13 protein-coding genes are annotated in these 14246 nt (G+C 64.9%); 8 read left to right on the top strand and 5 right to left on the bottom strand.

What is annotated here, in order from left to right; translation table 11 throughout:
• Positions 1-70 precede the first annotated feature (70 nt).
• The 6 genes from ACFYOW_RS28060 to ACFYOW_RS28035 all read left to right on the top strand — a co-directional run bounded on the left by ACFYOW_RS28060 (position 71) and on the right by ACFYOW_RS28035 (position 6640).
• Complete coding sequence (locus tag ACFYOW_RS28060; protein ID WP_387292808.1) at positions 71-1444, top strand: hemolysin family protein; 1374 nt, start codon at positions 71-73, stop codon at positions 1442-1444.
• On the top strand, positions 1437-2501 hold the full coding sequence (locus ACFYOW_RS28055; protein ID WP_387292806.1) for a hemolysin family protein: 1065 nt from the start codon (positions 1437-1439) through the stop codon (positions 2499-2501). Before ACFYOW_RS28060 ends, ACFYOW_RS28055 begins: the two co-directional genes overlap by 8 nt.
• Entirely contained in the window at positions 2498-3388 is an 891-nt protein-coding gene (locus ACFYOW_RS28050) for a 3-methyladenine DNA glycosylase (protein WP_387292804.1), read from the top strand. The genes ACFYOW_RS28055 and ACFYOW_RS28050 overlap by 4 nt, the downstream gene beginning before the upstream one ends.
• A gap of 145 nt (positions 3389-3533) precedes the next feature.
• The gene (locus ACFYOW_RS28045; RefSeq protein WP_387293231.1) at positions 3534-5108 is read left to right on the top strand and encodes an LVIVD repeat-containing protein; all 1575 of its coding nucleotides are present in this window, start codon (positions 3534-3536) and stop codon (positions 5106-5108) included.
• Between the two features lie 2 nt (positions 5109-5110).
• The gene (locus ACFYOW_RS28040; RefSeq protein WP_387292803.1) at positions 5111-5749 is read left to right on the top strand and encodes a DUF305 domain-containing protein; all 639 of its coding nucleotides are present in this window, start codon (positions 5111-5113) and stop codon (positions 5747-5749) included.
• A gap of 174 nt (positions 5750-5923) precedes the next feature.
• Positions 5924-6640: a hypothetical protein gene (locus ACFYOW_RS28035; protein WP_387292801.1), complete on the top strand. Its 717-nt coding sequence runs from the start codon at positions 5924-5926 to the stop codon at positions 6638-6640.
• An 8-nt stretch (positions 6641-6648) separates the two neighbouring features.
• Here the strand turns inward: ACFYOW_RS28035 and ACFYOW_RS28030 are convergent, their stop codons facing one another.
• The 3 genes from ACFYOW_RS28030 to ACFYOW_RS28020 are packed head-to-tail and all read right to left on the bottom strand — an operon-like array spanning position 6649 to position 9563.
• A complete protein-coding gene (locus ACFYOW_RS28030; protein ID WP_387292799.1) occupies positions 6649-7665 on the bottom strand; it encodes a hypothetical protein in 1017 nt (338 codons plus the stop codon).
• Positions 7662-8996: a Dyp-type peroxidase gene (locus ACFYOW_RS28025; RefSeq protein ID WP_387292797.1), complete on the bottom strand. Its 1335-nt coding sequence runs from the start codon at positions 8994-8996 to the stop codon at positions 7662-7664. Before ACFYOW_RS28025 ends, ACFYOW_RS28030 begins: the two co-directional genes overlap by 4 nt.
• Positions 8997-9005: 9 nt before the next feature.
• The gene (locus tag ACFYOW_RS28020) at positions 9006-9563 is read right to left on the bottom strand and encodes a hypothetical protein (RefSeq protein ID WP_387292795.1); all 558 of its coding nucleotides are present in this window, start codon (positions 9561-9563) and stop codon (positions 9006-9008) included.
• 211 nt (positions 9564-9774) lie between these two features.
• On the opposite strand from ACFYOW_RS28020, the gene ACFYOW_RS28015 reads away from it, so the two are divergent.
• Both ACFYOW_RS28015 and ACFYOW_RS28010 read left to right on the top strand, forming a co-directional pair.
• Complete coding sequence (locus tag ACFYOW_RS28015; protein ID WP_387292793.1) at positions 9775-10437, top strand: hypothetical protein; 663 nt, start codon at positions 9775-9777, stop codon at positions 10435-10437.
• A 43-nt stretch (positions 10438-10480) separates the two neighbouring features.
• Positions 10481-10966, top strand: a complete 486-nt coding sequence (locus tag ACFYOW_RS28010; protein WP_387292791.1) for a hypothetical protein — start codon at positions 10481-10483, stop codon at positions 10964-10966.
• Positions 10967-10999: 33 nt separating this feature from the next.
• On the opposite strand, the gene ACFYOW_RS28005 is transcribed toward ACFYOW_RS28010, so the two are convergent.
• Together ACFYOW_RS28005 and ACFYOW_RS28000 are read right to left on the bottom strand one after the other, a co-directional pair.
• Complete coding sequence (locus tag ACFYOW_RS28005) at positions 11000-11557, bottom strand: hypothetical protein (protein WP_387292789.1); 558 nt, start codon at positions 11555-11557, stop codon at positions 11000-11002.
• Positions 11558-11980: 423 nt separating this feature from the next.
• Positions 11981-14164, bottom strand: a complete 2184-nt coding sequence (locus tag ACFYOW_RS28000; protein ID WP_387292787.1) for a malate synthase G — start codon at positions 14162-14164, stop codon at positions 11981-11983.
• Positions 14165-14246: the final 82 nt, after the last annotated feature.

Raw genomic sequence — 14246 nt, 5'->3', positions numbered from 1 at the left:
CCGGCGCCCTCCTTCCCACAGCCGCCCGATCCGATTCAGCTCATCGCATGTTTCGCAGGTGGTGCTGACGATGTCCGTCGTGCTCACCGTGCTCAGCCTGATCGGGTTCATCGCCCTCACCGTCGGCACCGCGTTGTTCGTTGCCGCCGAATTCTCGCTCACCGCTCTGGAACGCAGCACCGTCGAATCGCATGTGCGCACGGTCGGGGACGCCCGCTCGCGCATGGTCCGACAGGCGCACACCACATTGTCGTTCCAGCTCTCCGGAGCCCAGCTCGGTATCACCATCACCACGCTGATCACGGGCTATATCGCCGAACCCGTCCTGGCCCGGCTGCTGTCGCCGCCGTTCACCGCGCTCGGTCTGAGCGAGGGTGCGGCGCACGGTATCTCGCTCACGCTGGCGTTGCTGCTCGCCACCTCGCTGTCGATGATCTACGGCGAGCTCGTGCCGAAGAACATCGCGATATCGAAGCCGCTCGGCACTGCCCGGGTGACCGCGGGCCCGATGATCGCCTTCTCGGTGGTGTTCAAGTGGATGATCCGCTTCCTCAACGGCACCGCGAACTGGGTGGTCCGGCGCCTGGGTGTGGAACCGGCCGAGGAGCTGCGTTCGGCGCGCTCCCCGCAGGAACTCGGCTCGCTGGTGCGCACCTCCGCACTGCGCGGCGCGCTGGACCACCGCACCGCGCAGCTGGTCGATCGCTCGCTGCAATTCGGTGAGCGCAGCGCCGAGGAGTTGATGACACCGCGGGTCAAGATCGAATCCCTGGACAAGTCCGACACCATCGCCGATCTGATCGCGGCCGCCAGCCGCACCGGTTACTCCCGCTTCCCGATCATCGACGGCGATCTGGACAACACCCTCGGCGTGGTGCACGTCAAACAGGCGTTCACCCATCCGGCGAATCTCCGCAACACCATCCCGCTGCATCTGCTCGCCCGGCCGGTCCCGATCGTGCCCGCCAGCCTCGACGGCGACGAGGTGCTCGAGCGGGTGCGCGCCGACGGCATGCAGGTCGCGCTGGTGGTCGACGAATACGGCGGCACTGCGGGCATCGTGACCATGGAGGATCTCATCGAGGAGATCCTCGGCGATGTCCGCGACGAGCACGACGAGGAAGAACGTGATGTCCGCCGGGTCGCCGACGGCTGGGACTGCTCGGGGCTGCTACGCATCGACGAGGTCTCCCGGGCCACCGGTTACGACGCGCCGGAGGGCGAATACGAAACCCTCGGCGGTCTGGTACTCACCCGGCTCGGCCGCATCCCGGTGACCGGTGATGAGGTGATCCTGCCGAATCCACGGTCTTCGCATCGCTATCCGAACGACGATGACGGCGGCTGGATCGCCAAGGTCGAACGGATGGATGGGCGGCGTATCGATCGGATCCGGCTGGTCCCGGTCGCGGCCGCCGTACTGAAGGAGAACAGCCATGGGTGATCTCCTCGGTGTCCTCTTGACGGTCGTGCTGCTGGCCTGCAATGCCTTCTTCGTCGCCGCCGAATTCGCGCTCATCTCGGCCCGCCGTGACCGTCTCGAAGCACTCGCCGCACAAGGCAAGCGCAAGGCGCACACGGTGATCCGGGCCGGTGAGAACCTGTCCATGATGTTGGCCGCCGCGCAGCTCGGCATCACCATCTGCTCGATTCTGCTCGGCCGGGTCGGCGAACCCGCGGTCGCGCATCTGCTGGAGGGGCCGTTCGAGCTGGTCGGCCTGCCCGAACAGCTGCTACATCCGGTGGCCTTCGCCATCGCGCTGGCGATCGTGGCGATCCTGCACATTCTGTTCGGCGAGATGATTCCGAAGAATATCGCGCTGGCCGGACCGGAACGCAGTGCGCTGCTGCTGGTTCCGGTGCATCTGATGTGGTTGCGCTTGGCGCGTCCGCTCATCGCCCTCTACAACCTGGCGGCGAATCTGTCGCTGCGCATGTTGCGGGTCGAGCCGAAGGATGAGCTCGAGGCGACGGTCTCGAGTGTCGAGCTCGCCGAGATGATCGGTGAATCCCGTTCGGAGGGCCTGCTCGACGAGGAAGAGCACCGCCGCCTCACCCAGGCGCTCGGCACCTCCGATCGGGTGGTGGGAGATGTGATGGTACAGCTGGCGACGACCCGCTCGGTTCCGTTGCGCGGCAATGGCACCACGCTCGGCGATATCGAAACCGCGGTCGCCGAAACCGGTTTCTCCCGGTATCCGGTGCGCGCGAGCGACGGCTCGCTGGTCGGGTATCTGCATGTGAAGGATGTGCTCGACAAGGTCGCCGACGAAAGCGCCGGACCGAATACACCCATCCCGCGCACCGATATTCGTCCACTGCCGACGGTCAGCGCCGGTACCCCCCTGTACGAGGCGCTGGCCCGCTTGCGCCGCACCAACTCCCACCTCGGCCGCGTCGTGGACACTCGTGGAAATACGGTGGGCATTGTGGCGCTGGAGGATCTGGTGGAAGAGTTCGTCGGCACCGTGCGCGACGGGACGCACCGGGTGATCGAATGATCGTGCTGGCCGAGTCCGAGTGGCGGACCAGTGCCGCCGCGCACCGGGCTCGGCTGGACGAGCTCGTCGGACCGTATCTCGAACGGCGCGCGGCGGGGTCGTCACATCCGGTGATCGACTTCCTGTTCACCTACTACGGACACAAGCCCGCCCAATTGCGGCGCTGGCACCCGGGATTCGGTGTCGCATTGGCGGGCGCGCGGGAGTACGACGGGGCTCGCGGGTATCACCGGCACGACATACGTTCCGGCTCGGGTGTCTATACCGCCGACCCCGCGTTCGTCGGGCGGCGTCGCGACACCGTCGAGTTCATCGCAAAACTGCTGCGCGCCACGGCATCCCGCCCGGCGCAGCTGTCCTGCTTCGGCCTGCACGAGTGGGCAATGGTGTACAAAACCGACGAGGTCCGCCACCAACAGGTGCCGCTGCGCCTGGGCAGCACCGGTACCGATGCGGTCGTCGAATCGTTGTCTCTGCGCTGCACCCACTTCGACGCATTCCGCTTCTTCACCCCGGACGCGGTCGGTCGCAACGCGGAACCGTTGACCCGCGCCGACCAGGTCGCTCGTGAACAGCCCGGCTGCCTGCACGCCAATATGGACCTCTACAAATGGGGTTTCAAACTGACCCCGCTCATCTCCTCCGACCTGTTGCTCGACTATTTCGAATTTGCCTGCGCCGCACGCGAACTCGATATGCGCGCCAGCCCGTACGACCTCACCGACTACGGCTACGAGCCGATCCGCATCGAAACACCGGTGGGGCGTGCAGAATACGTCCGGGCGCAGTCGGCATTGGCCGAGCGGTCGACGGGACTCAGACAGTCCCTGCTCGACGTCTGCACGTCGCTGCTGACAGATGAGACCAAGGCACTGACCGCTAGCTGAGCGTCGCAGCGAAACGTATCAATTACCTGGTATTTTCACCAAAACCCAGCTGTAAGTTACTGCCTGTTACTACCATTCAGTCAGTTCATACTCCGTCTGAGTCGGCGCGGTCTGTGCCCATGATGAGGAAAGTTGGGATGCAATGATGCACCCGAAGCTGAGACTGCGTGGTGCCCGGCCGCTGGCCTTGTTCGCCACCACGATCGTGGCCGCAATGATGTTGCCCAGCAGCGCATCGGCCGATCTGCAATCCGATATCGCCACCGCGGTCCAGGAATTCCTCGATGTCGGCCGGACCTCGGTACCCAGGGCTGACTGCGGACCGGGATCGATGCCGGAAACCGGGCTGCAAGGCGATGTTTCGGCCGCCGACCGCGACAGTCGGCGCAGCACCCAGGGCTACACCTGCAATATGTCGATGGTCGGCAATTACGCCGGACGCGGCGCGGGCATCACCTCCACCAGCTTCGACCACTGCGCCTATATGGGTTCTTTCTTCCCCGGCGACCTGATCAGCGAGGGCCGCGGCGTCCAGGTACTCGACGTCTCCGATCCAGCGCACCCGCGCCCGACGGTCACCCTGACCGAACCCGCGATGCTCGCGGGCACCTGGGAGAGCCTCAAGGTCAACACCGAACGCAAACTGCTGGTCGGGACCGGCGTGCCGGTCGGCGAGGGCGTCGGCTATCTGTCGGTCTACGACGTCTCCGATTGCGCGTATCCGAAGCTGCTCAATCCGGGACCCGGCACGAATCTGCTGATGCCGCTGCCGATCACCACACACGAGGGCGGCTGGTCCCCCGACGGTCGCACCTACTGGGCCTCGGGTGTCGCGCCCGGTTTCGTCAGCGCGGTCGATCTCACCGATCCGGCCGCTCCGCATGTCATCTGGCAGGGGCTGACCGGCATCGAGGCGCACGGCTTCGGCATCAGTCCGGACGGCAACCGCATGTACCTTTCCGCGCTCGGCGGATTTACCGTGCTCGATATCAGCGCGGTTCAGCGCCGCGATCCCAACCCGCAGGTCACCCATATCGGCCGCACCTTCTGGACCGACGGCTGGGCCACCCAGCACAGCATCCCGGTGACCTATGACGGCAAGCCCTACCTATACACCGTCGACGAAGGCGGTTCCGGCGGTGTGAAACTCATCGATATCTCCAACGACACCGCACCAAAGGTGGCCGGGAAGGTGAAGCTGGAGATCAACCTGCTGCAGAACATCGACAGCAATATCGGTAGTTCGATGGGCGGTTCGGCCTTCGCCTACGAATCGCACTACTGTGCCGCCGACCGCCCGGACGACCCCACAGCCCTCGCGTGCGGTTGGATCTCCTCCGGCATCAGGATTTTCGACGTCCGCGATCCGCATAATATTCGCGAGATCGCCTACTTCAATCCGCCCGCACGAACCGGCCAGAACCTGAGCCTGTGGAACTCACCGCATGCCCTCGCGTCGATCATCGGTGTGCCGTTGATGAGCACACCACCGGCCGCACGCGCGGTGTTGGAGGGTCAATTCGATCCGTTGGATGCGCTCACCCCGCGCACCGGCAACCTCGCCTTCGGCGATGTCTCCACCGACTGGTGTTTCTCGCCGCCGGAGTGGCGCGGCAACCAGCTGTATGTCGCCTGCTCCGATAACGGATTCATGGTGCTGCAACTGGACAACGGCGTATATACGGTGCCCGAGAATCAGCAATCGACCGTCGGGTCGTAGCTGTGTCCCGTTGGTTCCGAGTCGCGGCGCTCGCCTCGGTTGCGTTCGTCCTGGTTGTACTCGGCGCGGCGCTGCGTCCGCTCGTATTGCCCGAACAGCATACGACCGCACCGGTTCTCAACGCGGTCGAGATCGGATTCGCGCAGGATATGACCGCGCATCATCAGCAGGCGCTGATCATGGTGCAGCGCTTGGATCGTGACGTGGACCCGACCGTGCTGCGGCTGGCACAACAGCTTTCGGATGCCCAGCACATCGAGATCGGGACCATGCTCGGCTGGCTGCGGCTGGCCGATGCGTCGCCGCTGTCGTCGCATCCGATGGCGTGGATGCACCCCGATTCGGCTGTGTCGCAACATCATCCGAGCGCGGGTCAGTCGAGCGGCGATGCGATGCCGGGTATGGCGACAACCGCCGAACTCGACGCCCTGTCCGCAGCCCGCGGTCACGATGCGGAAATACTGTTCCTGCAATTGATGTTTCGTCATCATCAAGGCGGACTGGTGATGGCTCGGGCCGCCGACGAACTTCTGCCCTCGGGCCCAGTCAAGGAAACCGCGCGCTCGATGTTCCAGAGCCAGAGTCAGGAGGCCGGTGTCATCAGCGTGCTGCTCACCCAACTCGGCGGTCAGGCCACGTAATAGCCGACCCGCGCCCCATCATCGGATACGGGCCGGCCACGTGGTGCCAGCTCAGAGCTTTGCCACAGTGCCGTGCCCTGCGCACATGCGCATTCGCTGTCGCCGATTCCGATGCGCCCGAATCCGGAGGTACGGTCGATCCAGATCGACGGCACAGAAAGGCGCGAGCGACCCGTGATCCAGACCGAGACAGTCACCGTCCCCGAACACGTGCACGGATATCCCGACGTGGCGTTCGGCGGCTACGTCGCGGGCCTGCTGGCCGGGCCGTGCGAGGCCACCGAGATACGCGTCGACTTCCGCGCCAGGGTGCCGCTGAAGACCCCGATGTCATTGCGCCCCACCAGATCCGGCGGCTACACGCTGACCGATGCCGACGGCGCGCTGCTCGCCGAATCGACTCCGGCGGCGCTCACCATCGATCCACCGCCCGCCCCGAGCTGGGCCGAGGCGAAGGCCGTCACCGACGCGGCCATGGTGTCGCGCCGCGTCACCGACTGCTATGGCTGCGGCGCCGCCTGCGCACCCGGCCGCGGCCTGCGCCTACTCACCTGGGACACGCCGGATCACGATCTCGTCATCGCCGCCTGGACTCCGGATCGCGGCCTGGCCGACGAATCCGGCCGACTCCCACCGGAAGTCGTCTGGTCCGCTCTCGACTGCCCCGGCGGCTGGACCGCCATGCGAAAACAAGGTATGAGCTTCGGCGGCGTAACCGCGGCCCTCACCGCCACCCAACTCCGCCCCGTCTACCCCGACTCCCCCTACATCTCCTACGCCTGGCCCATCAGCCACCAAGGGCGCAAACACACGGTCGGCATCGCTCTCGCCACGCCCTCCGGCGATCTGTGCGCCGTAGCCGAAGCCCTCTGGATCGAACCCAAGCCCTGAACCGGTGGTCACTTCATGGTGGCCAGGTTGTGCCAGAGGTTGCGGAGGCTGTCTGTCCCGCCGAACAGCGTGGTGAAGTTGGTGGAGTCGATGAGCACGATATCGCCCGCTCGTCTGTCGGCGGGGGGCATCCAGATCAACGTATTGAATTCCGTATCGCCCGCGGCGGTGAAGGGATGGGGCCGTTGGGGGTCGACACGCTGGCGGCCCAGGACACGAAGCGAGTCGGATTCCGGCGCGGTGAGCTCGTAGTGCGGTAGATGAGGGTGGAAGTTGAACGTCGTCACATTGTCCAGCAGCCGGGGTACGTCCAGATCGCGGAACCCGGTCAAGGGTGCGATCTCATTGGTGCCGTCCACGACCGCGGGGCGCAGGCCCCATTTGTTGTGCACCGGAACATCGAGGGCCTGCATGAGCGAGCGTGTGTACTGGCCGAATCGTTGCTGCCGCGGCACCAGTGGGTCGCCGTGATGCGCGTATTCCATTTGTCGCTGCGCGTAGTCGTCGGTGCACCCGACGTCGTGGTGCGGCGCCAGCAGCAGGCAGGTGCCTTCGCGTTGCAGCCAGTCGCGGATCGCATCGATCTCGGCTGAGGCGGCGTGCTGCTCGGAAAGGACGTGATCGAGCCCGAACACCATCAGGGTGTCGGTGTCGGCCAGGATCCGCTCGTCGATCGGCAAGGTGTAGCCGGCCTGGTCGATGCGCTGGAAGACCGCGACGGGGTGACCGGTGGCATCTTCGGCCAACTGCTGGAACGCCAGCGTCGAGCGATGGAACAGCTCCAGTGTGCCTGCGATGCCCTGCAGGAAGTGCGCGGCGTCGTATTCCGGCGTCTCGTAGCTCGGCCACAGTACGTTGCGGACTTCGGTCATCGTCGAGAAGCGGTTGTACATCTCGGCGGGATCGCGTTGGGCCTCCCATGGATAGCTCCATGTCCAATAGATGCTCATCCGCCGTCGCCCGTCGTGGGTGCGCGGAATGTGGTTCTGGTTGTAGGTGCGTGCCGACGGCAGGGTGCTGCTCATGGTGTCACCTCTCGACTGTCGAGCGTGGCCAGGTATCGGAGAGCGCTGATGCTCGGGAGGAAGAAGTACGCGCCGCCTCTGAGCGTGGTGAAAGCCGGCAGTCCCTTGTGCACCTTGCGGATGGGCCGCTTGGGGATCGTGAAGTCGAGGGTGCCGTCCTGGGTGCCGCAGATGGGGTCGTGTTCGTTGCCGAGTTCGTGGAATGTCTTGTCGTTGATCCAGACGTTCTGGGCGAACTCGAACTGACGTACCAGGCTGGCGCAGATGATGAACGCGGCGATCCCGCGGTCGACTCCGTCGTCGGGGGCATCCTCGGGTAGCGCGGGCCCGTAGGTGGCGCCGCGGCGAATCATTCTGCGGCGGTTCATGTTCGCCGCAGTGTCACGGGGATTCAGACGCCGCGCATGCGCGCCGAGTGGTACCGCATAGCCGTGCGGATCCATTTCCTTGTAGTTGAAGTCGTTGTTGCGCATGGGATCCGCGCCCAGCGCCGGATCATCCCGGTCCGGCGTCAGCACCAGGGGTGCGCCGCTGCGCCAGCGCCCCATAACCTTCGCGGCGAGCAACTCCTGCCCGTCCGGGGTGTCCGAGTGCTCGCGCAGATAGTCCCGAAACGCGCCGACGTGTTCTTGCAGCCGCCGGTAGGCCATATAGCTTCCGTTGCGGAACAACACCTCAGGCTGCGGCAGCGCTCGCGATGGCCCCTCCTCGTCCGGATAGCCCAGGATGAATTCGCCGGGTTGCAGCGCTGCTCCCGAGCCGGGGGTCGGCGTGTCACCGGATCCGGCGATCACCGGCTGGGACAACCGATCTCGGAACCCGAAATGATCGTGGGCGTAGTCGAAGGGCGGCGTCGCGTTCAGATCCAGGAACGACAACACCCGCACACCGGAGCAGCGGGCGATCAGTTTGTGGTGTTCGGTGGTGCAGCGCTGATGCTCGGCATCGGTGCGGGCGAACAGGATCGCGATGGCGTGCAGGTCGTCACCGGCCAGCCCACCCACCCAGTTGCCGGGAGAACAAGCGCCCGTGTCACCCAGGATGTCAGCGCGTGCGGCCATGCCTTCGCGGAACTCGTCCGGGAAGGTGGCGAGCGTTTCTTCCGGCACGCCGAGTGCCCGCAGCCCGCGCCAGGTGAAGGCCAGCGTGACCCAGCGGTCGGAACTGTCCATCGTCGCGCGCACGTCCGCCGCCGATTGCACACGGTCCACCAGCGGCGTCAACCAAGCTCGCGCCCCGACGGGATCATCGAAGGACAGGAACTCGTAGCGGCCGGTCACCGCCGGGGTCCGGGTCAGCAGGATGTGCTGAATATCGTCGAGTTCGAGCATGGCCCAGGGTTACTGCATCTGGTCGAGCATGTCGGAGAACGCTGCTTTCAGCCGCAGCGCCTTTTTGATCTCGTCGGCGGTGACGTAGGGGTACTCACCGTATTCGAGGAAGCTCGGAAACTGGTGTTCGCGAACAAATTTCACGAACGCCTCCGGGTTTTCCTTCCAATCCTCCGGAAATCCCTCGAGATTGGTGAAAACCGTGGTGATACCGGTCTGGGAGAACAGGGCCACGGCGTCCTCGGTGTATTTGTCGAAATCGGTGTCGAAAATGCCCTGATATTGGAAATGCAGTCCCGATCCGACGTCGAACAACACCCAACGCAGATAGTGCAGCCGCAGCGGTGCCAGCACATCCGGACCAGCTGCCACCGCATCCTGGATCTGCTTGCCGTATGCGCGAATAGCCTCTTCGCGCCCCGGCTTCACCTTGGCGATGATCGAGAACCCGTAGCAGGCCGGCGTCCGCGGATAGATCGGACCGTACCTGCCCCGCTCCAACTCGAAATAGCCCTCCGCCGGGATGGCCACGGCCGCCGGTTTACTCCAATCGGGCTCGGTCGTCATATCTTCACCCACCTTCCGCACCGCAGTAAGCTGGACTTTCAATATGCTATGCCTCGGCCGATCTCGCCGAAACCCACACAGCACCGGCAACCAGGACGGAATTCGATCAACGACGTCGGTACGTTGAATTCTGCGCCAGGAGCACAACGAGGAAATCAGACCCGGACCGGAAATCCAGCCCACCGGCGCTCGGATTTGACAGGATGACGGCATGTCGACATCGCCGCAACAGACCGAGCCGACCCCGCACCGGTTGTCGACACCGCGAGCGGCCGCACTGGCCGGAGTGGTCTTCGCGGTGTTGTTCGGTATAACGCTGATCTTGATCCGTCTCGATATGCCCGACGGCATCGAAGGCTCGACTCATTGGCTGGCCAGTCGGCAGAACGCGATCAGAACAGCGACGGTGCTCATGCCGTTCGCCGGAATCAGCTTCCTGTGGTTCATCGGCGTTGTCCGTGACGGGTTCGGGCGCTACGAAGACCGGTTCTTCCTATCGGTATTCCTCGGTAGCGGCCTGCTGTTCCTGGCCATGATGTTCGTCGGCAGCGCCGTCGCCGCCGGTCTGGTGTCCAGCAACACCGCCGTCACCGACCCGGCCGCCCGCGCCGCAGTGGTCGACTTCGGCAAGATGATCGTGGTTTCGGCATGCCAGACCTACGCACTGCGGATGGCGGCCGTGTTCATGATCTCGCTCGCGACGATTTGGCTGAAGACCGGGCTGATGCCGCGCTGGCTCGCCGGTCTCAGCTATCTGGCGGCCCTGGCACTCCTGGTGGCCGGTGAAACGAGCAGATGGATGACGCTGGCCTTCCCGGCTTGGGTGCTCCTGGTCAGCATCCTCCTCCTGGTGCGCTCCGCATCCCGAACGTGACAAACACCCACCAGGTCTGCGCGACTGTGCGACAGTACCCCTTGTGGACGAGGCAGCGCCCCGCCGTTCGGCCGATCTGGATGCGGTCTACCGGACCGTGGCGGACCGACGCCTGCAATACGAGAACCTACTCTGGCAAGTTCCCGCCCTCAGTCTGACTGCCCAGGCATTCCTGTTCAGTATCTCGATGGGTGCCGACAACGATTCCATCGCGCGCATAGCCTCGTCGCTGCTCGCGCTGATCGTGTCGTTCATTTCGATCATGCTCATGGCGAGCCATCGCCTTGCCGAACGCAAGGACGCGCTGTGGCTGGAGCGGTTCGAAGACCAGCAGATCGGCGCGGGCACCTGGGGTTCACACGGTCCTGTCTTCGAGACGCAATACCAGAACGTCGACCTCGACGGCGGCTGGCTGGACAAGCTGATACCGATGCGGCAGATGTTCACAGTATGGGTGGTCGGACTGGCCTGTTTCGGTGTGGCCGCAATCTTCATGATCATCCGAACACTGGTTGCTGTCCAGCATTGAGCTGTACAGCGATGGCGGCCTCAGCCGGATCTGTCAGGTGTTTTCGACGAAGCGATACCAGGGACCGTGGAAGGGTTCGTAGCCGATGCCGCCGGGGCCGGCCGGCCCGGTACTCGGGGCGCTGTCCGGGAAATAGGCGAAGCCTTCGGAATTGGTGGCTCCGCCACTGACATAGAACAGGCAGGCGCCGTCGCGGCGGGTGATGTAGGTGACGGTGTAGACGCCGAGGCGGGTGCGGTGGCCCGGATTGGCGCAGGCGGTGGCCTGATCTTCGAGGATGGGGCGTGACAGGCGCCAACCCGCGGTTTCGGGGACTTCGTACCACACCAGCGCGGCGAGGGCGGCGATCAGTAGCGGTGCGGTAAGGCTCACGAGGACAGCGTGATAGCGGATCAAGCCCAGGATGGCGAAGACGATCGCGACCAGCCCGACCACCGAAAGTCCCACCCACAGCAGCACTTTGGCCGCAAAGCTACCCTGAGCAGCCAATTCCCAGCACAGCGCGGCACAGAGCAGCGCGATCACGGTGGTGATGGCCCCCATCCAGAGCTCGAACCACAACGGTGTCGGTCGGAGGGGGCCGCTGCTCATGCCAAAGAAGATACGTCGATCCGCCCTGTCCCCGAAGGGAATCGGCTCACGGTCTGTGGAGATATCTCACCGGGCAAAGGAAACCCCCGGCCTCGGCATCCCATCGAGGGGCCGGGACCGGGGGTCGTGGTACCAGACGTTCATCTCGGCTATTACAGCGGCGGGAAACCGGCCGAACCGGTGGCCATCCAGTTCCAGAACATCGCCGCGCGATTCACAACCAGGGCGAATACATCAAGGACAACGCTTCCCATAAAACTTCCTCACATCCGACTGTCTCGTGCAGCGCCCAGGGTAACGGATCGTTATGTGGGTCGAAACCGGTCATCCGCCCCGTCGACGGTCGTCGTGTGGTAAAGGAATCCCCCCGCCCGGCAAGCGCCCGGGCGGGGGGATTCACGAGTTACTCAGACGCGCAACGCCTTAGACGCAAGCCAGCGCCTTGGCCTCCCGGCGACGGCGGTGCAGGATCGGCTCGGTGTAGCCGTTCGGCTGCTTGGTGCCTTCCAGCACCAGTTCCTTCGCGGCCTGAAACGCTATGCTGCCCGCGAAGTCCGCCGCCATCGGCCGGTAGTTCGGATCGCCCGCATTCTGCTTGTCGACCACCGGCGCCATCCGCTCCAGGCTGGCCACCACCTCATCAGCGGTGACCACACCGTGGCGCAGCCAGTTCGCCATCAGCTGGCTCGAAATGCGCAGGGTCGCACGGTCTTCCATGAGACCGATATCCCGGATATCGGGCACCTTGGAGCAGCCGACGCCATGGTCGATCCAGCGCACCACGTAACCAAGAATGCCCTGGGAGTTGTTGTCCAACTCCTGACGCTTCTCCTCATCGGTCCAGTTCGGATCGCCCGCAAGCGGGATCTCCAGGATCTGATCGACGCTGGCGCGACGGCCACCTGCGGCGATCTCCTGCTGCCGCTCGAACACGTCGACCTGGTGGTAGTGCGTGGCATGCAGCGTGGCCGCGGTCGGCGACGGCACCCAGGCGGTGTTGGCACCCGCACGCGGGTGTCCGATCTTCTGCTCGAGCATGTCGTGCATCAGATCCGGCATGGCCCACATGCCCTTACCGATCTGCGCCTTGCCGGGCAGGCCGGCGGCCAAGCCGGTGTCGACGTTCCAGTCCTCGTAGGACAGGATCCACTGCTGGGTCTTCATCTCGGCCTTGCGGACCATCGGCCCGGCCTCCATGGAGGTGTGGATCTCGTCGCCGGTGCGGTCCAGGAAGCCGGTGTTGATGAACACCACGCGCTCGGCGGCGGCCTGGATACAGGCCTTGAGGTTGACCGTGGTGCGGCGCTCCTCATCCATGATGCCGACCTTGAGGGTGTTGCGGGTCAGGCCGAGGACGTCCTCGATCCGGCCGAACAGCTCGTTGGTGAAGGCGACCTCGTCCGGGCCGTGCATCTTCGGCTTCACGATGTAGACCGAACCGGTGCGGCTGTTCTTGAGCTTCGTATCGCCGCGCAGGCTGTGCTTGGCGATCAGTGAGGTGATCAGGCCGTCCATGATGCCCTCGGGCACCTCGTTGCCCGCGGCGTCGATGATCGCGTCGGAGGTCATCAGGTGGCCGACGTTGCGCACGAACAGCAGCGACCGGCCGTGCAGCACCAGTTCGCCGCCGCCGAGCGCGGTGTAGACGCGATCCGGGTTCATGGTGCGGGTGAAGGTCTTGTCGCCCTTGGTCACCTTCTCCGCCAGCTCGCCCTTCATCAGGCCGAGCCAGTTGTGGTAGCAGAGCACCTTGTCCTCGGCGTCCACCGCGGCGACCGAATCCTCGAAGTCCATGATCGTGGTGACCGCGGACTCCAGCACCACGTCCTTGACGCCCGCCGGATCGGTCTTGCCGATCGGCGAGGCCGGATCGATCTGGATGTCGATGTGCAAACCGTTGTGCTTCAACAGGATCGAAGTCGGCGAGGCCGGATCGCCCAGGTAGCCGACCAGTTGCGCGCCATCGGCGGCCAGCGTGGTGACCTCGTCGTTGCTCAGCGTGACCGCCAGCTTGCCGCCATCGATCGCGTAGTGCGTCGAGGAGCGGTGCGAGCCGTTGGCCAGCGGGGCGGCGGTATCGAGGAACTTGCGCGCGAACTCGATCACGCGGCTGCCGCGGACCGGGTTGTATCCGGTGCCTTTCTCGCCGCCGTCGGCCTCGGAGATGGCGTCGGTGCCGTAAAGGGCGTCGTAGAGCGAACCCCAGCGCGCGTTCGCGGCATTGATCGCGAAGCGGGCGTTCATCACCGGCACCACCAGCTGCGGGCCCGCGGTGGTGGCGATCTCGTCGTCCACATTCTGGGTGGCGATCTCGAAGTCGGCCGGTTCCGCGCGCAGGTAGCCGATATCGCCGAGGAAGCTCTTGTAGGCGGCCTTGTCGTAGTTCGCGCCGGGGTGCTCGGCATGCCAGGCATCGAGCTTGCCCTGGATCTCGTCGCGTTCGGCCAGCAGGGCGCGGTTGCGCGGAGCGAGGTCGTTGATGACCTGCTCGGCTCCGGCCCAGAACGCGGCGGAATCTACGCCGGTTCCGGGGAGCGCCTCGTTCTCGATGAACTCGTGGAGAACGCTGGCCACCTGGAGCCCGCCGACCTGAATCCGCTCTGTCATCTACTGCCTCACTTTTGAGAAAGCCGGGTAGGAAAAATCGCAACCAATGTTACCCATCGGTAGTGATGTGACGGTGTGTCGG

The sequence above is a fragment of the Nocardia sp. NPDC006982 genome (assembly GCF_042869435.1).
Lineage (GTDB): Bacteria > Actinomycetota > Actinomycetes > Mycobacteriales > Mycobacteriaceae > Nocardia.
Note: the sequence above shows the minus strand (reverse complement) of the source record. Positions and strands in the feature narration are given on the sequence as shown.

What these genes read in the sequence shown, in the direction of transcription:
- ACFYOW_RS28060 (WP_387292808.1), top strand. Translation starts at nt 71, where the DNA reads ATGTCCGTCGTGCTCACCGTGCTCAGCCTGATCGGGTTCATCGCCCTC.
- ACFYOW_RS28055 (WP_387292806.1), top strand. Translation starts at nt 1,437, where the DNA reads ATGGGTGATCTCCTCGGTGTCCTCTTGACGGTCGTGCTGCTGGCCTGC.
- ACFYOW_RS28050 (WP_387292804.1), top strand. Translation starts at nt 2,498, where the DNA reads ATGATCGTGCTGGCCGAGTCCGAGTGGCGGACCAGTGCCGCCGCGCAC.
- ACFYOW_RS28045 (WP_387293231.1), top strand. Translation starts at nt 3,534, where the DNA reads ATGCACCCGAAGCTGAGACTGCGTGGTGCCCGGCCGCTGGCCTTGTTC.
- ACFYOW_RS28030 (WP_387292799.1), bottom strand. Translation starts at nt 7,665, where the DNA reads ATGAGCAGCACCCTGCCGTCGGCACGCACCTACAACCAGAACCACATT.
- ACFYOW_RS28025 (WP_387292797.1), bottom strand. Translation starts at nt 8,996, where the DNA reads ATGCTCGAACTCGACGATATTCAGCACATCCTGCTGACCCGGACCCCG.
- ACFYOW_RS28020 (WP_387292795.1), bottom strand. Translation starts at nt 9,563, where the DNA reads ATGACGACCGAGCCCGATTGGAGTAAACCGGCGGCCGTGGCCATCCCG.
- ACFYOW_RS28015 (WP_387292793.1), top strand. Translation starts at nt 9,775, where the DNA reads ATGTCGACATCGCCGCAACAGACCGAGCCGACCCCGCACCGGTTGTCG.
- ACFYOW_RS28005 (WP_387292789.1), bottom strand. Translation starts at nt 11,557, where the DNA reads ATGAGCAGCGGCCCCCTCCGACCGACACCGTTGTGGTTCGAGCTCTGG.
- ACFYOW_RS28000 (WP_387292787.1), bottom strand. Translation starts at nt 14,164, where the DNA reads ATGACAGAGCGGATTCAGGTCGGCGGGCTCCAGGTGGCCAGCGTTCTC.